This window comes from Pedobacter cryoconitis (assembly GCF_014200605.1).
Taxonomy (GTDB): Bacteria; Bacteroidota; Bacteroidia; order Sphingobacteriales; family Sphingobacteriaceae; genus Pedobacter; species Pedobacter cryoconitis_B.
This window is the reverse complement of sequence record NZ_JACHCE010000004.1, coordinates 23,059-44,579: the sequence shown is the minus strand read 5'-3', so window position 1 is coordinate 44,579 and position 21,521 is coordinate 23,059. Positions and strand designations below refer to the sequence as shown.

Here is a 21,521-nt window from a genome sequence, read left to right as displayed (position 1 = left end):
ACTATAACAAACATGAACAAACAAACAAAAAACGCCTGTTTAATCCTTGCCTTTGCGGCTATTTTAGGGAGCTGTAAAAAGCAAAACAACTTTCAGGACCCGGGTACGGACCAGCAAATCACAAATGAACTTAATCAGTTTAAAGATCTGAAAGCTCCTCAGACATCCAGATCAAAATCTGAAAATCTAACAAAAACACAATCTGTTGCAGCCGATGTGAACTCAGGATGTACAGCCGTGTTACATCAGCAATCTGCAGAGTTTGACAAATTATCTGTTTTAGACCCTTCTACGGATATTATGTATGTTGGTTCGCTGCTGGATGGGCAAAGTATTCAGGAAGGTACCTATAAGCCCATATTCCTAAGTGCTGATTATGTACGTAAACCGATTACTTATTCTGTATCTATTCAGGGATCAAATCAGGCTATCAGTAAGACAATCTCTCCGGATCTTGCAAGTTTCAGGAATTCTATGCAGGAAATCATGAATGCCAATATTATTGGCCAGCAGCCTGCTAATTTTACTTTTGAATTGGAGCATGCACGTTCTAAAAGAGAGATAGAAATGAAAATAAAAGCTAATCTAAAGTTTAGCAGTTTCTTTAGCTCTTTAGGAAATTATGAAGAAAGCCAGCTCAGTACAAAAAACTATTACCTGTTAAAGATTTATCAGAAGTTTTTCTCAGCTGATATTAACATTCCTTCTGATGGTAATTTATTCAATAAACCTGCTGATTATACAGGTACTATTGCTCCTGTATACATTTCTACGATTGATTATGGAAGAAGTGCTTATTTACTGATTGAAAGTTCTTATGACTCATCACGCGTTTACAAATCTTTAGAAGCGTCATTTGGTTTCTGGAAAATTGGTGGCGGCGGATCAGTGACCAAAGAACAAAAAGATGTGATGGATAACATGAAAATCAGCGGGACAGTAATTGGAGGATCTTCGTCCGACGCTGTTAAAACCATTTCCGGCCTGCAGGCTTTCCAGGAATATGTAGTCAACAGCGGAAATATGGGACCTGATTCAAGAGGAGAAGTGATTGCTTATAAATTGCGTAATGCGAAGGATCATGGTATCTATAAAACATTGATTAACGGTGATTACTATACTTCGGACTGCAGTTCACAATTAGGTGGTGTTACTGAATTTTTTCACCCGAGAACGGGAGGGCACGCATTTACCATTAATGTGAATGATTACAATTATGCACAAAATGGCTGGCAAAATTTCGGGGTCAAATTTAATGCTTACCGGAATCAGATACCAGGAACTTTACCTGTTCATTTGTTCCTTTATGAACGTGCTAACCGCCATGTTTATACCATTAACAGATACGATTGGAATTATGAGGGCGAAGGTGGCAGATATATTGGAATTGCATTCTATGCTTATCCTGGCCAGGTACCAGGAGCTTTACCGGTTTATGCTTTTTATCACGCGTCTAACAATAAGAATACTTATACGGCTTATCCGGGCGAGTATGCCTATGAGCAAAATGGCTGGAGAAACCTGGGAATTAATTTTTACGCTTTCCCAAGATAAATTTTAAGGATAAAGATCAAGAGGCCTTATCACTTCAATAAAGTGATAAGGCATCTTTTTCATATACTGAATTACATAGGCTGTGTAGTTGGACGAATGATCATTTCACTCACATCTACGTCTTCTGGCTGCGAAATAACATAAGCAATGGCATTGGCAATACTTTCTGCAGAAATCGACATTTTTCTAAGTTCTTCAATTGAAGTTTTTACTGCTGCTACAGAGATCGTATCTGACAGTTCACTTTCTGTAAGTCCCGGAGAGATAATCGTGGTGCGGATATTATAAGGTTTTACCTCTTGACGGAAGCCTTCGCTGATCATCAGAACGGCAGATTTAGTTGCTGAATATATGGCAGAAGTCGGAGCGACCATATGTCCTGCAACTGAAGAAACATTAATGACCTGACCTGATTTCTGTTCTTTAAAATAAGGTAAGACTGCTGCCAGTCCATATAATACGCCTTTGATATTGACATTGATCATTTGATCCCACTCATCAAACTTTAAATCTTCTATTAAAGATAAAGGCATTACGCCTGCATTGTTTACAATAACATCTACTTTACCAAAAGCTTTTACGGTATCTGATACCAATGCTGCCAGTTCTTCTTTTTGGCCTACATCAGTACGGCGGGCAAGCGCCTGACCACCATGAGCTGTGATTTCTTTAACCAGAGCCTCCAATTTTTCTATCCGTCTGGCGCCTAAGCTTACAATAGCACCCTGTTCACTTAGTTTTTTTGCTGTGGCATAACCTATTCCGCTGCTGGCACCGGTAATAACAATAACTTTTCCTGAAATATTTGTATTCATTTTCTTTGATTTTATAAGACAAATTTCAGAAATGATATCTCCGTATTATTTGCTTTACAGCTCATTCTTTTGTTGGCAGAAAGCTCAGCTCTTATCAGGGTTAATGCGATAACTCAAATTTAAAAATGAGCTGTACACCAAATAAAAGTTGAGCCGCAGAGAAAACTATAATACCCTTGAACTGCAGAACTTTGTTAAATAATTTATTTAAATCAAAAGAAGATGAGTAAGACCATTTTAATAACAGGCAGCAGCAGTGGTATTGGTAAGGCTACCGCGATATTTTTCGCAGCGCAGGGCTGGAACGTGATTGCGACCATGCGGAACCCTGAAAAAGAGGAAGAACTGAACAACCTAAAAAATGTTTGGGTAGCTGCATTAGACGTCCTTGATCCGGTTAGTATTCAAAAAACGGTAAATGAAGGTATTGAACGTTTCGGCAAAATTGATGTTTTAGTTAATAATGCTGGTTATGGCGCATATGGGCCTTTAGAAGTATTTGAAAGAGAAAATATAATTCGTCAGTTCAATACGAATGTTATTGGGTTATTAGACGTCATCAAAGCGGTTCTACCTCATTTCAGAGCAAATAAAGATGGGATAATTATCAATGTTTCTTCTATGGGCGGTAAATTTGCTTTTCCTTTTGGTTCTTTATATCATGGAACTAAATTTGCTGTAGAAGGTATCTCTGAATCGTTGAGTTTTGAGGTCGCTTCATTTGGTGTAAAGGTCAAAATTATTGAACCGGGTGCTACAGCAACGGACTTCGCCGGAAGATCTTTTGATTTCAAAAACGATGAGACTATAGCAGAGTATCAGGGATTAATGAATACATTGATGAATATGATGAAGGAACTGGGAGGAAATAGTGTTTCTCCGGTTGTTGTGGCTGAAAAAATATTTGAGGCTGCTACAGATGGTACTGACCGGTTGCGTTATCCGGCAACACCAGACGCGGTGGCTTTGTTAGAGAAACGTGATCAGGAGAGTGACGAAACCTTTATTAAAGGATTTAGAGAACAATTTGGCTTATAATATTGTGGCGGAATTAATAAAATCAATATGCAACGAGGACGGTGATATGGGCAATGCCTTTGTCTATTCCTGTTATTTCGAGAAAGCTTTTGGTTATGAGCAGTTTGTTTCAGAACATATTGTGTTTTTCCAGATTGCCGGAGAAACACATATCAGTCATCAGAAAGGAATCCTGATTCTGAAAGAAGGACAAATGGCAATTGCACATAGAAATCAACTGGCAAAAGCTTTCAAGTATCCTGCGAAGGATAAGGAATATAGTTCAGTTTCGGTAGTACTGCATGCAGACCGGCTGAAAAGGTATGCTATGGAAAACCACATGGCTACGGATAAAAGATATACAGGTGATTTTAATATTCCGCTGCAGTCTAATGTCTTTCTGGAAGGTTATTTCAAATCTTTGCTGCCTTATGTTGAGCAATCGGCAGCAGTGAGCAGACCAATGGAAATAGTGAAAGTAAATGAAATTGTGACTTTACTGTTGGAAAATCACCCGGAACTTAAAACTTTCTTATTTGATTTTTCTGAGCCTTTTAAAATTGATCTGGAAAAATTCATGCTGGAAAACTATCAGTACAACGTTCCCCTGGAGAATTTTTCAAAATTGACAGGGCGTAGCCTGGCGAGTTTTAAGCGTGATTTTGAAAAGATATTTCAAAGCTCGCCACGCAAATGGCTAAAGGAAAAAAGACTTTCAGAGGCTTATGAGCTCATTATGAAAAAACAACAGAAACCTGCCGACTTTTATCTGGATCTGGGTTTTGAAAATCTCTCTCATTTCTATACTTCTTTTAAAGAAAAATTCGGGGTAACCCCGGCAAATATCATTTCAAAATAATTCACAATGGAACAATTTATTCAAGAGACCCGTGACCGTCTCGCCATCCGCGAATTAGTGGATCAATATGCTTACTGTGCGGATACACGTGATGCAAAGGGACAAATGTCTTTATTTACAGTGGATACAAACTTTGTAGTTTATATGGACAGCAAATCTGATACGCCAGGTCAAATTATAAATAACAGGGCAGATCTATTGCCAGTGTTTGAAAATCTGAATACTTATAATTCTACGATGCACTTCAACGGGCAAAGTACTGTAAAGCTGGAAGATGACCGTGCAACCGGAATTACCTATTGTTTTGCGCATCATTTAACAATTGATGAGCAGGGACAGCATTTAATGGTCGCTACTATCCGTTATCATGATGTTTTTGTAAAACAGGAGGGGAAATGGCTTTTTGCAGAACGGAAATTACTGGTAGACTGGATTGAAAACAGATAAACCCGGCAACCCCGGAATGATTTTTATTTCGGGGTTTCAAATCTTCACCTACGATATACCTGGTTAAGCCAAAGAATCCGTTCTGCTTTTTTGCTGTTTTCATGATTTTTATGTTACAAAGATAAACAAGGGCGCTAATCGACACTTTCCTTAAAAGCTCAATTATTGTTTTCTGAGAAGCTCATGAATGAGAAAAATTGTAAGGATAAACTAATCGCTTAAATTGTTTTCAACGGAGGATAAAACAGGCTTTATAGTTCTTTTTCTATATGGATTTAGTATAGTTTCTTTGAGGAAAAATAGCCTTTTTGAGTAAGAATGCACTTGTAGTTATTGTTTAGACCACATAGATTTGCGGCTGTTTTTCTACAACTTACATATGAAAATTAACCAAAAAAGTTATGCTCAGGCATTAGCTGGTATGCTCCTTTTAATTGGAACAGCATTTACATCTGCGGCCATTGCACAACTCAAAACGGATGATCCCTTAATGAAAATTAACCGGGAGACCCCTGTCAGAATAAACGACCTTATCCATACCAGACTGGATGTCCGTTTTGATTATAAAAAGCGTTATCTGTATGGCAAAGAATGGGTGACCATTAAGCCTCATTTTTATCCAACAGATACCTTAAGACTGGATGCAAAAGGGATGGATATTCAAACAGTGGCACTGGTTAAAAATGGAAAAAATATTCCTTTGAAGTATACCTACGATCAGCTCTCATTAGCTATAAATCTGGACAAGGAGTATCAGCATACCGAAAATTACACCGTTTTTATTGCGTATACAGCTAAACCCGATGAGCCTAAGCATGGCAAATACAACCCTGCACCTGATGCTAAGGGGCTTTATTTTATTAATCAGGATAGTACGGTGAAAGATAAACCTGTACAGATCTGGACAGATGGTGAACCTGAGAATTCTTCTGCATGGTTTCCTACTATAGATAAACCAGGTCAGAAAACGACTGATGAAATCAGTATGACTGTGCCGGCCAAATATGTGACTTTATCTAATGGCAGACTGGCATCGCAGAAAAACAATACTGACGGCACCAGAACGGATACCTGGAAAATGGAATTACCACATTCTCCTTATCTATTTATGATGGCTGTTGGTGATTTTAAAATTTACCATGATAAATGGAGGGATAAGGAGGTGAATTATTATCTGGAGCCTCTATACGCACCCTATGCCAGAGAAATTTTTGGGGATACGCCCCAAATGATGGATTTCTTCTCGAAAACACTGGGTATTGACTATCCCTGGAATAAATATTCGCAGATCGTTGTACGTGATTATATCAGCGGTGCTATGGAAAATACAACAGCAACTTTACATGGTACTTATATTCAGGGCACTTCACGTGAGCTGGCAGACCGTTATTATGATGCGGGAAGAAGTACAATTGCTCATGAGCTGTTTCACCAGTGGTTTGGTGATTATGTAACCGCGAAAAACTGGGGCAATATTACCGTTGGTGAATCATTTGCTAATTTTGGTGAAGTCCTGTGGGCTGAACATAAATATGGACAGGATGTTGCCGACGACCATAACAACGCAGATCTTGAACTCTATCTGGAAAATACTGAGTATGCAGATAAAGACCTGGTACGTTTCCATTACCGTAAAACCGAAGATGTCTTTGATCCGGTAAGTTATCAGAAGGGTGGACGTATTGTAAATATGCTGCGTCACTATCTTGGCGGACCGGCTTTCTATAAAGGCTTGAATATTTATCTTAAAACCAATGCATTTAAGACAGCAGAGGCCCAGCAGCTGAGATTAGCTATGGAAGAAGCAAGTGGTAAAGATCTCAACTGGTTCTTTGACCAGTGGTATTACGGCGCAGGACATCCGTTACTGGATATCAGTTATAAATGGGAGGAAAAAACGCATACACAAACCATTTATCTGAAACAGACTCAGCCAGGCAAAGCTTTTATACTGCCGATGTTTGTTGACATTTATGCTGGTGGGAAAAAAGAGCGTCATAAGATCCGGATGAATAACCAGTCTGATACTTTGAGTTATCAGCTTGCTGAGAAACCACAATTGGTTAATGTGGATGCAGAAAAGAGTATACTCAGTCAAAAAACGGATCACAAAAGTATCGCTGAGTTCTTGTTCCAGTATCAGAATGCCCCTTTGTATATGGACAGATATGAAGCAATCAATGCTGCTTTAGCCCTTCAAAAGGATGCAACTGCACAGAAAACTCTAATTTTAGCTTTGCAGGACAAATATTATGGTTTGCGTCTGAAAGCTCTTAAAAGTATAGACCCTGCAAATAGTAACTTAAATGAGCAGGCTCTTCCTATCATTCTTAAATTAGCTAAAAGTGATGAGAATAACCTGGTTAAAGCAGCTGCAATTCAGGTGATCGGTGCTTCTAAGATTGCCCCGCAACAATCAGAACTTTTTAAAGCTGAATTGAAAAACCAATCTTATGCGATCATGGGAGCGTCACTGAGTGCATTGGCTGATATTGATCATGCAGAAGGTGTGAAAATGGCCAAAACCTATGAAAAAGGAAGTACAGACCGTTTGGTTTCGGCTATTATAGGCGTTTATGGTAAATATGGACAGGATACGGAATGGCCTTATGTCTATAAAAACTTTCTAGAGGCTAATTCCCGCAGTAAGATCCTGGTCATGAAAGATTTTACAGGGATGCTCGAAAGATTGAAAAATCCTGAATATACACAGCAAGGCGTTACAGTGATTAAAGACTTTGGAATAAGACTTAAGGAATATGGATTTGGAGCTAAAGCAATTGAAGATCTGAACCGGATTAAAGAAGCACGCAAGCAAATGGGTGATGATGCTTCAGTTCAATTTATAAATAGAGCGATTGAAGAGATTAATACTGCAAAATAGTAGTTGCTAAGATTTTTAAAACCTCAAAATGGCCGCCTGTTTTTAGGATTAGCGGCCATTTTGATTGTAAAGAATTTGTGAGGTATGCTTTAGGGCCCAATCTGACCCCAAACAAAACATTAACTTAATATGCAGGCCATATCAATGCATTTTATTTGCAGCTTAATGTAAAAACAATGCATAGAAGAGAGCTTCTGAAGACCATTGGCATCCTGTCAGGTTCATTATTAATCAGTGATTATGCAGCCGCACAGGAAAATGCTGCGTCTATAGTACTGGAAAATGAAAAAGATCAGTTATCTATCCGGGAATTCCAGAAATATTATAAAACAGACCAATCATTTACCAATCTGGAAAATGGTTTTTTTGGGGTCATGTCCGAACCTGTTCTGAATACTTTTATTGAAAACACCAGAATTGTTAACAGCAGATTATCAGGCTTCGCAAGATTGGATTTTCCGAAGATTTACCGGGACGCGCTGATCCTGACGGGAACTTATCTGAAATTACCTTCAAATTCATTCATCTTTACCAGAAATGCCACAGAAGCACTCAATATTGCTATTCAGGGTTATCCTTTAGCTGAAGGTGATGAGGTTGTGATCAGTCAGTTTGACTATGACAGTATGGTTGAAACCTGGGAAATGCTGCAAAATACGAAAAAGATAAAACTGGTTTATCTGGACATCCCTGCTCATCCTGTATCTACGGAACAAATTGTTCAATTGTATAAAAATGCAGTGACCAGCAAGACCAGAATCGTTCATCTTACACATATCAATCATTTTACCGGGTTGATTCTTCCTATAAAAGAAATTACTGCTGCTTTAAAGCCTTCTGGCGTGAAAACTATACTGGATGCAGCACATTCATTTGCACATATAGATTATTCGGTTACAGACCTTGGAGCTGATCTGGTAGCGATCAATCTTCATAAATGGTTCGGTTCTCCTGTAGGTACCGGTTTACTTTATATTAAGCCAGAACTGATCAGCGCCATGAACCCATTGTTCGGAGATGTTAAACATGAAGGAAACAGTATTTACAAATTAACTCATTTTGGTACTACGCCATTTGCCAATATAATGACCATACAGGCTGCAATGACTTTTCAGCAAAAGATTGCCCCCGCGGTTAAACAGAATTACCTGCATGAATTAAAGAAAAACTGGATTAGTGGGGTACAGAATTTATCGGCAGTAGAAGTATTGACACCTATTGATCCGCAATGGTCCTGTGGTATAGGGGCTTTCAGGATGAAAAATATGGATGCTAAACGTGTAGTTGATAAACTATGGGCTGATCATCAGATTCTGAGCGTTGTAAGGAACCTGAAAGGAGGGGATTGTATCAGGATTACTCCTCAGATTTACAGTACAATTGCAGATACGGAACGTTTGATCAGAGCAATGACGGTACTGAATAAGTCTTAAGGTTGGATAAACAGGTTTATTGTCTGTTTTTTTGTGTTAAAACGGGTGGGGCATGATGAGATGGCCCACCCGTTTTTTTTAACGATCAGCTGCTAAAAGCTATACCCTAATTTAGCGTAATAATAAGCACCTGTAACACCTAACTGACTATTGTTACCATTGTAATACTTGAAGTTTCCGTTGAAACTCAGGCTTGGATCATTCAATGGAGGCATTTTATCAAAGATATTATTTGCACCTATTCCAAATCTTACTTTGTTTTTGAAAAGATAAGAAACCTCAGCATCTAGTGTAGTCAGTGCCGGCATGGTGTTTAAACCAATCACTTTTTCAGGAATCGGATATTTGTTAGATAACTCTCCGGCCCTGTAAACTCTTAGTGAACTTGTAAAGCCTTTCAGGTTATGTACAATAGACATGGTGAAGTTATTCTGTTTGGTTGCGGTTGCAGCAACACGTTCGGCATTAAAAATAGTTTCATTTAATGAAGCCAAAGTTGCCGGGTTGTGTACACCTACAATGGTAAGCAAGTTGTAGTTATAAGAAGCAAGGAAAGTAAAATGTCCTAAATCATTGGCATGTAATTCATATTGTGCAACAATGTCTATACCCTGGGTACGGGTATCAATCGCATTCGCAAAATATCTGGCAGACTGGATACCAACGATATTATAATCACTAAATAATTTTTTGATCAAAGGATTGCTTGTCGTAAAAAAACTGGTCCTTACAATCCTGTCATTTACCCTTACCGCATAAAGATCGGCTGTGATGAAGAGGTTTTTTACTGGTAAAGCAGTTAATCCGGCACTCACATTATATGATTTCTCTGGTTTTAAAGGTTGTGCACCTAAAGCAATAGCAGCAGGAGAGTTGATCGGTAAAGTACTGTTCTCTCTTGAAACGATCTGACCAACTGCGGGATCCAGGGTATAATTGGTTTGTGTCTGTGAGAAATACGATTGCTGTAATGAAGGTGCCCTGAAGCCTGTATTGGCTGCAGCACGGATCGCATAACCTTTTATAAATTCATAACGGGCAGAGATTTTTCCATTCAGCGTAGAACCGAAATCACTGTAATATTCATATCTTGATGCTGCACTTACGGTAAAAGATTTGGTGAAATCGGCAGTTAATTCTGCATAAACAGCACTTGTATTCCTGCTTTTATCAACTTCGTTGCTTGGACGGTAACCTACATAACCCTGTGAACCTACAGGAGCTCTTTTTCCTGCATTCGGTCCATCCAGAATAGGCACTCCGCCATCTATATATGAAGCTTCTTCACCTGCTTTGATCGAATAGTTTTCTACCCTGAACTCTGCACCATAAGCTAATGAATAAACTTTATTCTGATCGAGTGGCTTTACAAAATCAAGATTGGCAGCATACTGGTTGAAATGGTGTGTACCCAAATAGAAGTTTGTAGGGCTTTTATCGCCTAAAGATGGATTGTCGGAGTTTAACAGGTTGAACTGTACCGAGTTTCCACCCATGGAAATACTCGCATCCATCATACCTAACGACTTGAAGTCTTGTTTGTAACCGCCTGCAAAAGAGTAGTCTGTGGTTACTATTTTACCTCTGGCCAAAAAGCCGTCAGGATATATAGAACGCACAGTACCGTCATCACTTGGCAATCTGAAACGGTTACTTCCGTTTAAGGTGTTGTTGTAGTTTACCCCTCCAAATGCATAAATTTTACCTTCATTTTTTAAAGGCTGTGAATAATTGAACATGGTTCCCAGAACCTTTTTCTGCGGATCTCCTTCAATCATCGTTACTTTTGGATTGGCAGCATAAGCAGCATTTTTGGCGTCTCCCACAGGATCTGAAAAGATCACATCACCAGCCGCATTTTTAATGGTTCCAAAATACTGCTTTCTTTGATCGGCGCCAGCTCTCACTGTCTTTTCAGCATATAATCCTTGTATAGCGACATTTAATACACCGTTGTTTTTCAGGGCGAAACCTTTATCTATACCAATTTTGGTATTGAATCCATCTCCTCTGGAAGTGATTCCGCTCTGTACGTCCACACTGCCCCCGGTATCTTTTTTTAGAATGATATTGATTACTCCGGCAATCGCATCAGAGCCGTAGATAGCCGCCGCACCATCTTTTAATACTTCTATAGATTCAATTGCCGATACTGGAATCGCATTTAAATCTACACCAGTATTGTCAGCGATCAGAAAGGCACTGATATGTCTTCTTTTTCCGTTGACTAATACCAGCATCTGGTCGGTTCCCATTCCGCGCATGGTACTAGGCCTGATGGTTTCTGATCCATCTCCACGTACAATACGGTTTTGGGTAAATGAAGGTACAAGCATTTGTATCAATTCGGCGGTATTGGTATAACCGGAAGTCTTGATCTCCTGCGAAGAAATCAGCTGAACCGGTACTGCCGATTTGATTATACTTCTGCTTTTCCCTCTGTTACCAACCGAAATGCTGACCTCGTTTAAGTTAGATGAGTTATCGGCCAGCATCACTTTGATGATAGTATCTCTGGTTAATTTAATCGTTTTAGTGTATTTACCAAGGCCTACACTGGAAACTTCCAGCTGATATTCCCCGGTTTTTAATCCTGTGAGTACGAATGAACCATCTGCTGTAGATTTTGTCATTTTGTGTACAGGATTTAAAGTAATTGTGGCTCCTTCTATCAGACGGCTGTTTTCTTCAGCAGCTACCTTACCTCTTAGGGTGAACTGTGCTTTTAAAGTACCTGCTGATAGCGTGAATAGAACCATTAGACCAAACATTTTTTTAAAGCTGGTTGACATAGTTTTCATATATAATATTATATTTTTTGACAAAGATGTCCTGTCCATATGAAGTTGATGTTACCACATGTTTATCGTAGTCTACATAGGTTTGAGAGGGGATATGGTTAAGATTTCCAGTATTTACAGGCAGGCGATACTTTCTAAATTTGTAATCAATAATAAAATGCCATTGGCCATATCAGCTATCTCATTATTGAAAATCTGATTAGAAAACGTAAAATTATTAGCTGTTAAAGAAGAACCCGCAAAGATGACGGTCAGAATAAATTTAAAGCTTAATTCTTTTTTTTACTGCTACTTATCAGTTCTGTCACTCAGGGATATAGTAACCACTGATTGACAGAACTGATTGAGATTGATCAATTTCAATGATATCATTAATAGTTTATATAATGTTCATCGAAAGTTCCGTCCGAATATAAATCTATCAAACCATATCCAGGTGCAGTTTCGCGCTTATTGCCGTCCCACCAGGCACCGCTGACAGCTCCGTTGCAAATGTAAGTTACCCCATTGTAGAGAACCTTATCACGCAGATGAATATGTCCGCTGAGACATAGTTTCACATTGGGATGCTGATAAAACAGTTTTATTATTTTAGCCGTATCGGTGTGCATATCACCCCCAAGCATTTCCCATTTATTGATAATGTTATCCTCTATCATCAGGGTCGCTGTTAAAATAGGAATATGAGACATGACCAGCACAGGGATATTGGCAGCTGTATTTTTTAGTTCATTTTCAAGCCAGCTAAATTGTGCTTCTCCAAGTTTGCCAATATACCAGGTGTTATCAATATCCAGATGTACACTGTCCAGGATAATAAATTTCCAGCCATTTTTTATAAAACTATAATAAGGACTGGAAAGTTTCAGCTGGTCCATAGCGTACTGTTTACCATAGATAGCCTGACCTTTATTGTTTTCATTCCACCAGATATCATGATTGCCCAAACAGTATTGTACGGGAATACTGCATTCCTGCTTCATTATTCCCTGTACCAGTTTCCATTGCGCATCGATCGTGGTTAATTGCTCTTTGTTCATATCGTATACGATATCACCGCCATTCAGGATCAGATCTGGTTTTGGGTGCTGCTGTTGTACATGGTGCAAGCATTTAGTGAATTTTTTAGGCGCATTGAAATCATCTTTTAAATGGATATCAGTCAGATGGGCAATTCGCATCACCTTTGTTTTTGCCGTCAGCTTGTTAGCCATGCTGATGGAAGGGGCCAGTAAAAGGCCACTCAGACCGGCCAGATTTTTAAGAACTGATCTTCTTTTCATTTGTGTTTATTAATTTAAAAGCAGCCCCGTTAATTTATGGGGCTGCTGAATTATTAGATTACCAATTAGGGTTTTGTTTCAGGTTAGGGTTGAGCAGTAAATCCTGGCTTGGCAAAGGAAATAGATAATCTCTTTCTTCTCTGAAAGTTTTTGGTGTATTAGGGTTAACCACGATATTCCCACCGGACGATCCATTTTCAAGAGAAATATCAACGTCTAATTTAAGGAATTGTGCATCCGGTACAGCAGGCTGATTTCCGGTGTAAATGACCAGGTCAATTTTACCATCGCCATCAAGATCATAATTACCTGCACCAGGGAAGTAAGCACCTTTGAATTGTTCTGTGAGCAGGTGGCCTTCTTTCCAGCGCATCAGATCATTCCATCTGAATCCTTCCATCACCAGCTCGATTCTTCTTTCTCTACGCAATTCCAGGATAACCCCTTTGTTAGCACTATTCACATGCGTATATTGTCCGGCAAGATAAGGGTCAGGATTGCTATTCGCAAGGGCGAGGTTCATACCCGGCATATTTACCCGGTCTCTTAGTTTTTTAATAGATTTATCAAGATCTCCCTGTGTTAAAGTACCGAGCTCTGCTTTAGCTTCGGCAAAATTAAGCAATACCTCTGCATAGCGGAAAACAGGAAGTGGATTTGGGGATTTACTATTGGCATCATTCACTGCCGAGGTTACGAATTTGGTCAGCTGATAACCGGTTACGGTACCGCTGTAAGAAGGAGCGAGTACACTGGTACCATCTACTCTTTTATAGCCGGGTGTCCTGATGGTTTGAGCAAGGCGTGGATCTCTGTCTTTTGTTTCTTCTAAAAAGCCCAGCGCAGCATATCCTGGCTTATCAGTAAAACGGGAACCATCTTTCATTAAATAACTGTTTACCAGCTTTTTTTCTAATCCGGGTTTACCAAAAGAAGGGGATACCGTATAATAATTCACGTTATGATTAATCTGGAGATTGGTACTGTATTGTCTGGCCAGGATTATTTCTGCCGGATTTACTGTTAGTGCATGGAAAAGATCAGTATATGCTTTATCGGGGCTGCTGGTATATACACTGTATGGCCCTTTATCGATCAATTGTTCTGCTGCATCTGCAGAGGCCTGTAAAAAGCGATCAGCATCCGGCAGGTTAAATTCTGTATGATATTTTCTAAATGTACCTTCAAACAGGCATAATCTTGATTTCAAGGCCAGTGCAGTCCATTTATTAACTTCGGTAAATGTTTGCGCTGTTGGTAAATTGGCTATTGCAAAATCGATATCATTCAGCACAGAATCCATAACCAGCGTACGCGAATCCCTGCTTTTGGTCAGGGCAGCATTATCAGTGGTTTCAATGGGCTTACTATACCAGGGTACATCTCCATAAGCGGCGACCATATTGGCGTAGAAATAAGCTCTGAAAAATTTAGCAACTGCAGCATATTTAACCGAGATCGCAGGGCTTACACCACCGCGCTGATAATTTTGAAGAAAGTAGTTCACATTTCTCAGGTCTGCCCAGTTCCAGCCTCCAGCGGCAACAGGGACTACGCGGTTACCTGTTATCTTTTTATCCAGTCCGTTGAGTACAATATTATCACTGCTCTCAGTATACAAACTTGTGAAAGCTTTATCCTCGTTGTCTGCGTTAGGCAGCATCTTATCATAAAATGAAGTGACATACAGCCTGAGTTCATTTTCTGAATTGAAACTATTGTTTGGAGAGATCTGTGAAAGCGGTTCCAGATCGAGTGATTTTTTACAGGCCGTAATCAGGGTGATGGCTGCCAGGGCCAGATATATAATTCTTTTCATGTTTTTCTATTAAAATGTGACGTTCAATCCAAGGGTATAGGTTTTCATGAAAGGATAAGCCCTTCCGCCTTTGTCTGTACCATCTGGTGTGAGTTGTTCCGGATCGATATATTTGGTTTTAAGTTTGGTCAGCGTAAGCATGTTCTGTCCGGTGAAAAAGAACCTGAGCTTTTCTATTTTCCATTTTTTAATCATCGAGGCAGGCAGATTATAACCTACAGTCAGATTTTTTAAACGCACATAAGCTATGTTCTGTAAGTATTTATCGTTGTTATAATACAGTTCTCCACCATCGTATGCAGCATATCCACGGTTTAAAGGGAAATAAGAATTCGGGTTTTCCGGGCTCCAGAGTTTACTTTCGAAATCTTTAGGAATGAAAGAAGAGTAAGGTCTTCCAAAGGTTCCCCAGAACATTCCTGCCTCTGTATTCGGATACCAGTCTTGTTTACCAATTCCCTGTAAGGAAACAGAAAGGTCAAAATTACTCCAGTTGAAACCTGCATTGATACCGAAAGAATATCTTGGAAGTGAATTACCAATTTTGCGCAAATCACCGTGATCCTGTAAAGTGTTTTTACCATCATTGATTACCCCATCTCCATTGAGATCTTTAAATTTCAGGTCACCTGCATGTAGTTTGCTCCATTCTCCAGGCGATCCGGTACGCTGTCCGTCTACATAGTCCTGATTGATTTTCCAGTTTTGTGCTTCCTGATCGGACTTGAAATAACCATCTATACTGTAGCCCCAGATTTCTCCAAGTTCCTGTCCTGCATAATAATTGCTAAGCAGGTTGTTGGGATTATCAAATTTGGTAATCTTTGCCGTGTAATCTGACAGGACCACCCCGAAGTTATAACCAAAAGGTTTACCCATTAATGTTCCGTTATCTTTCCAGCTAACACTGATATCCCAGCCCTTAGTTAGCAGATCTCCTGCATTCTGTTTAGGAGAGTCAGCTCCATAAACCGAGGGAAGTGTTTTACCATTGATTAGCATGTCGGTCGTTTTACGTCTGTAGATATCAAGGGAAGTCTGGAGGCGGTTATTGAAAAAGGCCATATCCGCACCAAAATTGAGTGAGGTAGATTTTTCCCAGGTAAAATCAGGTACAACAGGGTTAGGGGCACTTAACGTTTGTGCCTGATTTCCATTGACTACCCATTTGGATAAAGTCGAATTGATCACAGGAATATATGGATAGAGATTATTCGAACCAGTACCTACATCCTGATTTCCTAGTGTGCCATAAGAAGCTCTCAGTTTAAATTCTGAGACAACAGGTTTTAATGCATTAAAAAAGGATTCTTCACTGATTCTCCACCCGCCTGATACTGAAGGGAAGAAACCAAACCTGCTTGTTTTCGGAAAGCGGGAGGTACCGTCGTATCTTCCATTTAATTCAAGCAGGTATTTCCCTTTGTAGTCATAATTGATACGGCCAAAATATCCTAATAAAGCCCATTCACTGGCACTGCCTGTAGCTTGTTGAGCCCCGGTACCCAGATCAATCTGGTTCAGGTCTTCAGAAAGGAGGTCAAAACGGAGTGCTGTGTTTGTTTTATACTTTTGCAGCTCGTAGTTATAACCTGCAGTGACTTTAAAGTTGTTGTCTTTTATTTTTTTCTCGTAGGTTGCATATAAATTTACGGAATGGTGCTGATCCATATCATTACCTTCCTGGTATTTATCGTTCCCTTCGTATTTAATGAGACCTGGGTTAATGGACCAGGGGATAACCGCCTGACGCTGGAAATTGGAAGCCGGACGAAGCTGATAAGCATAATTACCGGTCAAAATTAAGTCAGGTATTATATTTGCATTGAAACCAATCGTATTTGTTAAATCATAGTTTTGAGTCCCTCCAAAAGTCTTTTTGTTTTGCAGACTGGCATATTCATTCGCTCCGTAATTGTTCAGGTTTGTACGGTAAGTAAATGTGCCGTCCGGATTTTGTGGTACATAAGCTGCCATTGCATGGTTATAGAAACCCGGGCCATCAGATTTATAGCCATGACCAGGATAGGTATAGTTATTAGCAGCAAATTGCGTATTGGAGAAAACAGTAAGCCATTTGGACAGATGTGCATTGATTTTTGCCCTGAAGTTGTAGGCGTTGTAAACATCTTCGCGCAAATAAGATTGAAAGAGGCCTTTTTGCTGATAGTATCTGCCTGATAAGAGAAAGTCAACCTTTTTATCTCCGCCTGTAACATTTAAATAATGTTCCATGGTTGGCGCATCTTTTTTAAACAGGAAGTTCCACCAGTCTGTGTTTCCATAATATACATACTGGTCTTGTCCGTTTCTGTTTTGTACCACTACCTGCGGTAAGGTCTTATCGGTCTGTCTGAGTTTAAGCTGCGCATAATCATCTGCATTATAACCGCTATAACTGTTACCAACATTACGGGAGAAAGCCTCATCAACTAATCTCATCTGCGTATAACCATCGGTAATAAAGTCTGTTTTAGTCGTTACCTGCTGCAAACTAAAGTTACTCCCGTAGTTTACACTTACTTTTCCTGCTTCGGCCTTTTTGGTTGTAATCAGGATCACACCAAAAGCTGCTCTGGCACCATATATAGCTGCAGAAGCTGCATCTTTTAAAACAGTTACATTTTCGATGTCATGCGGGTTGATCATGTTTACATCACCGGGTATTCCATCAATCAGGATCAGGGGAGAACCGCTTACGTTAGTAATAGAAGCGAAACCACGTACGTTAAATTTTCCTGGACTACCTGGCTGACCATCTCCGAAAGTAATGTTCAGATTGGGGATAGCACCTTGCAGTGCCTGGGCGATTCCGGCAACAGGACGGTCTTCGAAGACTTTGGAATCTACCTGACTTAAAGCACCAGTGAGGTTTACCTTTTTTTGTGTTCCATAACCAACTACCACAACTTCACTGAGGCCGTTTTGTCCTGGTGAAAGTTTAATATCCATAACAGTGGTCTGTCCCGCTTTAATCTGGATATGCTGGAACTGCTGATTTTCATAAGAGATATAACTGGCTACAATAGTATAGGTTCCCTCTGGTGCCGGAATCTTATAATTACCCTGTTCATCACTCTGTACGTATTTATTGAGCTCAATGATTTTAATGGTCGCACCTGGCAGGGGCAGACCTTTTTCATCCGTGATTTTCCCGGAGAGTTTACCTGGTTCCTGCTGTTTGATCTCTTCTTTGCTCATGGCATTGATCACAATGACCCCATTTACTTCTCTGAAGCTCATCGGTTTAGATTCGAATAGTTTTTTTAAGATGTTTCCAATTGTTTCATTTGAAAAAGTGAAATTGCTGGTAGAATAACGATTCAGCAGGTGGCGGTCATAGGCAAAATTCACTTTGCTCTGATACTCCAGGTTTTTAATAGCGGTTTCTATGGTCGCATGTTTAATGCTGACCGATATCCTTTTTTCCAAAACCTGCCCGTTTCCGGCAAATGACGGAAACAGCAGCGAAATGGTGCAAAGAATGGTTAACAAGACAAAAGTGAATCTCATCGTTTGAATTATGACATTGTTAAGTTTTAATTTCATACATTGTATGGCTTTTAATTGTGAAATGATTGGAAGCTTTTTTTTGCCTTATGGGCCTAAAAATGAAGGCAGTTGTTCGAGCAACTGTCTTTTTTTGATTAGTAGATTTCTATGTCGTTCCTCCTTTTTTTAATTTTTAACTGGTGTATTGCTGCAACAATTTCCATGGCTTTGAGGGCAGGAGTAGAGGTGCTTATTGTGGTTGTGAAATGTTTTGTATGGAGATCCTGTCTGCTGGTGTGTATCTGAATACCAAAGTTTTTGGCCATCAGAATTGACATTTCTTCAAAAGAAGCATTGTTCAAAACCAGGTTACCTTTTTGCCAGGCCAGGTTTTTTTCATCCAGCGGCATCAGGCGAATACTTTGATTGTTACGCTGATAAGCCAGTTGCTGGCCTTTGATCAGGAAATGACTGGGCTGGTTGTCTAAACGGACACCAACTTTGCCACGGATTACACCGACTGTCATTTTTTCCATTTGGCTGTAAGCACGGATATTAAATGCAGTACCCAGTACCTGTGTAGTTAAACGTCCGATTTTGATCATAAAAGGACGTTTGGAATCGTGTTTTACATCAAAGAAAACTTCTCCGTCAACAAGTTGAACGATACGTTTGGTACTGAAGTTCTCTGAAATCTTAATGGTGGAAACACTATTGAGCATCAACATTGTTCCATCAGGCAGGGTAACAGTTTTTCTTTCGCCGGTTTGGGTTGATACTGTTGTGAAGCATCCTCCCGGACATTGTTCTTTCACTGGCTTAGCCGGACCGGGGATTTTCCAAAATAATAAAGCTATGGAACTGATCGTAATCAGGACTGCAGCAGCATTTAGCCAGTTCAACCGGAATCTTTTGGGCCCGGTTTTTAGTCCGGGGGCTATCGATGCCCAGATCTCTTCTTTAACCTGCGTTTCTTTTTTAGTATCCAATAGCATCGGTTCTGTATCGTCCAGCTGCTGGTACCAGTTGTCTACAATCTCTTTTTCTGCTGCTGAATTTTTATGTTGCAGGTAATTTTTTAATAATTGCCTGGGCTTGCTGCTGCTCATACGTATCCTTTTAACCTACTATCTGAAAAAGTGGTTTCGGGTACTATACGAAGTATGTGAAGTGTATGTTAAGTTTTTATGAAGCGGACAGATAGCAAATTACAAGTACCGGAACTACCCAGTCTCCTTCGTGGTGATGGATAACTGTGTTGCGTAGCCGTTTTAGTGCCTGCCCAATTTGATTTTTTACCGTTTGTTCAGAGAGATTGAGCTGGGCCGCAATATCGGCTACAGAGAAGTTTTCATCTCTGCTCATGCGGAAGATCTGCTGCATTTTACCGGGCATTCTTTTGACTTCTGCCTCGATTACAGTTTTAAGTTCTTTGTTTTCGAGCAGGATATCAGGAGCAGTGTCCAGAGGGATTTCCAGCAACTGTGCTTTTTTGATCTGACCTGAAGTATTTGCGTAAAAGCTGATTATGCGATATTTTAAGGCTGTGAAGAGATATTTTCCAAGATCATCTTTTTCCAGTGCTTTGATATGGTGCCTTCTGTTCCAGACGGAAAGCATCACTTCCTGGATCATATCTTTAGCTTCATCTTCGTCTACTCCTTTACGGGCCCTCAGATAGAGGTCTTTCCAGTATTTATCATAGAGCAAACGGAATGCAGACTGATCGTTTGCCTGAATAGCAGCGATAATATAGGTATCAGAGATATGATTGGAGTCCACGGCTCAAAATTAGAGAGTTTAGTGGTTGATTGGAGACGGCTATGTGTTAAGGATTTGTTATAATTATAATTCAGGATTTTTTGATGTGTTCTGGTGTAATTAATATTGCTGTAATAGATGAACAGTTTATTGCCTTTCCTGGCGCAACGGTAAGTTTAAAGGAAATAAATTAAGGATACACGTACAAATCCTGGTGGGATAGGGAAAATAGCGGTTCCGCGATACAGTTATGCGGCCACTGCAGTTTCATTTAGTGGTTATCAGCGTAAAGAAGTCAAGCGGTTATACAGTAAATCGTTAAATTGCGCCATGCTTCGTTCAAAAAAGCAGCTCATTTTAGTATTGGATCAATATCAGAGCCAATAAGATATTATAAGTAATAAAGATGAAAGATATACCTGTTCATAAACTTGAACTCAGCACTGCTATAGGAGTAGAGGTGCAATATTTTGAAATGGATGATTTCTCTGACGCCAAAATGGAGACCATGGGCGCCCATAGAGATGATCATTATTTGTTTTTCTTTATTGAAGAAGGACATGCTTCTATCCAGGTAGAATTTAAGGAAAGACAATTTACAGCCGGATCATTATATTATGTTCTGCCTTCTCAGGTGCATCACCGGATCAATAACAAAGATGCCAGGGGTTGGATACTGGCATTAGACCCCGCTTTAATCCCACTTGATTACGCTAATATTTTTGATCATGTTTCATTGCTTCAAGAACCTTACTTGTTGAATTCAGTTCAACTAAAGCAGTGGAGCAGTATGCTGAAACTACTCGATGTAAAGTATAATGAAGATCAGGATGATCCTTTCTATATACCGATAGTTCATGCCATGGTCCAGTTAATTCTGGCCATGACCGCGAAGTGTTTCAGCTCAGGTCCGGATATCAGCTTTAAAGTATCCAGACCCGTTGAAATATCCAAACAGTTTAAGCGAATGGTTATCGAAAACTTTAAAACGATCAAGAGCCCGTCTGTTTATGCTGACAGGTTAAATGTTTCTGAATCCTATCTGAATGAAGTCGTAAAAAAAGTGACTGGATTCCCTGTCAGCTTCTGGATAAACCAGGAAATCATATTGGAAGCAAAGAGACAGCTTTATTATAGTCAATTGGATATCAAAGGTATATCAACTTTGTTAGGATACGATGATCAATCTTATTTTTCCAGATTCTTTAAGAAAATAACAGGAATGTCTGCTATAGCTTTTCGGGCGAAATACCGCAAATAGTGCTAAATTAACTCGTGTATTGCTATTTCAGCAGACCCTAAATCTGCGTCAATTTGCCTGTACTAAATCATAGTATATGCAAAACGATTCTCTTC

14 protein-coding genes are annotated in these 21,521 nt (G+C 39.7%); 7 read left to right on the top strand and 7 right to left on the bottom strand.

Translation table 11 applies throughout. The annotated features are described in order from the left end of the window. Positions 1 to 12: 12 nt before the first annotated feature. The gene (locus HDE68_RS13465; protein WP_183882740.1) at positions 13 to 1,554 is read left to right on the top strand and encodes a thiol-activated cytolysin family protein; all 1,542 of its coding nucleotides are present in this window, start codon (positions 13 to 15) and stop codon (positions 1,552 to 1,554) included. A gap of 71 nt (positions 1,555 to 1,625) precedes the next feature. Here the strand turns inward: HDE68_RS13465 and HDE68_RS13460 are convergent, their stop codons facing one another. After that, entirely contained in the window at positions 1,626 to 2,369 is a 744-nt protein-coding gene (locus HDE68_RS13460) for an SDR family oxidoreductase (protein ID WP_183882739.1), read from the bottom strand. Positions 2,370 to 2,591: 222 nt separating this feature from the next. Between HDE68_RS13460 and HDE68_RS13455 the strand changes: the two genes are divergently transcribed. The 5 genes from HDE68_RS13455 to HDE68_RS13435 all read left to right on the top strand — a co-directional run bounded on the left by HDE68_RS13455 (position 2,592) and on the right by HDE68_RS13435 (position 9,009). Next, positions 2,592 to 3,407 (top strand): SDR family oxidoreductase, encoded by an 816-nt coding sequence (locus HDE68_RS13455; protein ID WP_183882738.1) that lies wholly within the window; start codon positions 2,592 to 2,594, stop codon positions 3,405 to 3,407. A 4-nt stretch (positions 3,408 to 3,411) separates the two neighbouring features. Continuing rightward, positions 3,412 to 4,245 carry a helix-turn-helix domain-containing protein gene (locus HDE68_RS26650; protein ID WP_221300734.1) on the top strand — a complete coding sequence of 278 codons (834 nt, stop codon included), beginning with the start codon at positions 3,412 to 3,414 and terminating at the stop codon, positions 4,243 to 4,245. Between the two features lie 6 nt (positions 4,246 to 4,251). Further along, positions 4,252 to 4,692 carry a nuclear transport factor 2 family protein gene (locus tag HDE68_RS13445; RefSeq protein WP_183882737.1) on the top strand — a complete coding sequence of 147 codons (441 nt, stop codon included), beginning with the start codon at positions 4,252 to 4,254 and terminating at the stop codon, positions 4,690 to 4,692. A gap of 379 nt (positions 4,693 to 5,071) precedes the next feature. Beyond that, the gene (locus HDE68_RS13440) at positions 5,072 to 7,576 is read left to right on the top strand and encodes a M1 family metallopeptidase (protein WP_260171765.1); all 2,505 of its coding nucleotides are present in this window, start codon (positions 5,072 to 5,074) and stop codon (positions 7,574 to 7,576) included. Positions 7,577 to 7,752: 176 nt separating this feature from the next. Continuing rightward, on the top strand, positions 7,753 to 9,009 hold the full coding sequence (locus HDE68_RS13435) for an aminotransferase class V-fold PLP-dependent enzyme (protein WP_183882736.1): 1,257 nt from the start codon (positions 7,753 to 7,755) through the stop codon (positions 9,007 to 9,009). A 92-nt stretch (positions 9,010 to 9,101) separates the two neighbouring features. Here the strand turns inward: HDE68_RS13435 and HDE68_RS13430 are convergent, their stop codons facing one another. From HDE68_RS13430 to HDE68_RS13405, 6 genes are all read right to left on the bottom strand, one after another. Beyond that, positions 9,102 to 11,768, bottom strand: a complete 2,667-nt coding sequence (locus HDE68_RS13430) for a TonB-dependent receptor (protein ID WP_183882735.1) — start codon at positions 11,766 to 11,768, stop codon at positions 9,102 to 9,104. 413 nt (positions 11,769 to 12,181) lie between these two features. Beyond that, positions 12,182 to 13,093 carry a metallophosphoesterase family protein gene (locus tag HDE68_RS13425; RefSeq protein ID WP_183882734.1) on the bottom strand — a complete coding sequence of 304 codons (912 nt, stop codon included), beginning with the start codon at positions 13,091 to 13,093 and terminating at the stop codon, positions 12,182 to 12,184. A 58-nt stretch (positions 13,094 to 13,151) separates the two neighbouring features. After that, entirely contained in the window at positions 13,152 to 14,912 is a 1,761-nt protein-coding gene (locus tag HDE68_RS13420) for a RagB/SusD family nutrient uptake outer membrane protein (RefSeq protein ID WP_183882733.1), read from the bottom strand. Between the two features lie 9 nt (positions 14,913 to 14,921). Next, a complete protein-coding gene (locus HDE68_RS13415) occupies positions 14,922 to 18,425 on the bottom strand; it encodes a SusC/RagA family TonB-linked outer membrane protein (RefSeq protein ID WP_183882732.1) in 3,504 nt (1,167 codons plus the stop codon). A 134-nt stretch (positions 18,426 to 18,559) separates the two neighbouring features. After that, positions 18,560 to 19,513: a FecR family protein gene (locus HDE68_RS13410; RefSeq protein WP_183882731.1), complete on the bottom strand. Its 954-nt coding sequence runs from the start codon at positions 19,511 to 19,513 to the stop codon at positions 18,560 to 18,562. Positions 19,514 to 19,589: 76 nt separating this feature from the next. Further along, positions 19,590 to 20,186, bottom strand: coding sequence for an RNA polymerase sigma factor (locus HDE68_RS13405; protein WP_183882730.1), 597 nt, complete (start codon positions 20,184 to 20,186; stop codon positions 19,590 to 19,592). 385 nt (positions 20,187 to 20,571) lie between these two features. Between HDE68_RS13405 and HDE68_RS13400 the strand changes: the two genes are divergently transcribed. Beyond that, a complete protein-coding gene (locus HDE68_RS13400) occupies positions 20,572 to 21,426 on the top strand; it encodes a helix-turn-helix domain-containing protein (RefSeq protein WP_183882729.1) in 855 nt (284 codons plus the stop codon). Positions 21,427 to 21,521 lie beyond the last annotated feature (95 nt).

What these genes read in the sequence shown, in the direction of transcription:
- HDE68_RS13465 (WP_183882740.1), top strand. Translation starts at nt 13, where the DNA reads ATGAACAAACAAACAAAAAACGCCTGTTTAATCCTTGCCTTTGCGGCT.
- HDE68_RS13460 (WP_183882739.1), bottom strand. Translation starts at nt 2,369, where the DNA reads ATGAATACAAATATTTCAGGAAAAGTTATTGTTATTACCGGTGCCAGC.
- HDE68_RS13455 (WP_183882738.1), top strand. Translation starts at nt 2,592, where the DNA reads ATGAGTAAGACCATTTTAATAACAGGCAGCAGCAGTGGTATTGGTAAG.
- HDE68_RS13445 (WP_183882737.1), top strand. Translation starts at nt 4,252, where the DNA reads ATGGAACAATTTATTCAAGAGACCCGTGACCGTCTCGCCATCCGCGAA.
- HDE68_RS13440 (WP_260171765.1), top strand. Translation starts at nt 5,072, where the DNA reads ATGAAAATTAACCAAAAAAGTTATGCTCAGGCATTAGCTGGTATGCTC.
- HDE68_RS13435 (WP_183882736.1), top strand. Translation starts at nt 7,753, where the DNA reads ATGCATAGAAGAGAGCTTCTGAAGACCATTGGCATCCTGTCAGGTTCA.
- HDE68_RS13430 (WP_183882735.1), bottom strand. Translation starts at nt 11,768, where the DNA reads ATGGTTCTATTCACGCTATCAGCAGGTACTTTAAAAGCACAGTTCACC.
- HDE68_RS13425 (WP_183882734.1), bottom strand. Translation starts at nt 13,093, where the DNA reads ATGAAAAGAAGATCAGTTCTTAAAAATCTGGCCGGTCTGAGTGGCCTT.
- HDE68_RS13420 (WP_183882733.1), bottom strand. Translation starts at nt 14,912, where the DNA reads ATGAAAAGAATTATATATCTGGCCCTGGCAGCCATCACCCTGATTACG.
- HDE68_RS13415 (WP_183882732.1), bottom strand. Translation starts at nt 18,425, where the DNA reads ATGAGATTCACTTTTGTCTTGTTAACCATTCTTTGCACCATTTCGCTG.
- HDE68_RS13410 (WP_183882731.1), bottom strand. Translation starts at nt 19,513, where the DNA reads ATGAGCAGCAGCAAGCCCAGGCAATTATTAAAAAATTACCTGCAACAT.
- HDE68_RS13400 (WP_183882729.1), top strand. Translation starts at nt 20,572, where the DNA reads ATGAAAGATATACCTGTTCATAAACTTGAACTCAGCACTGCTATAGGA.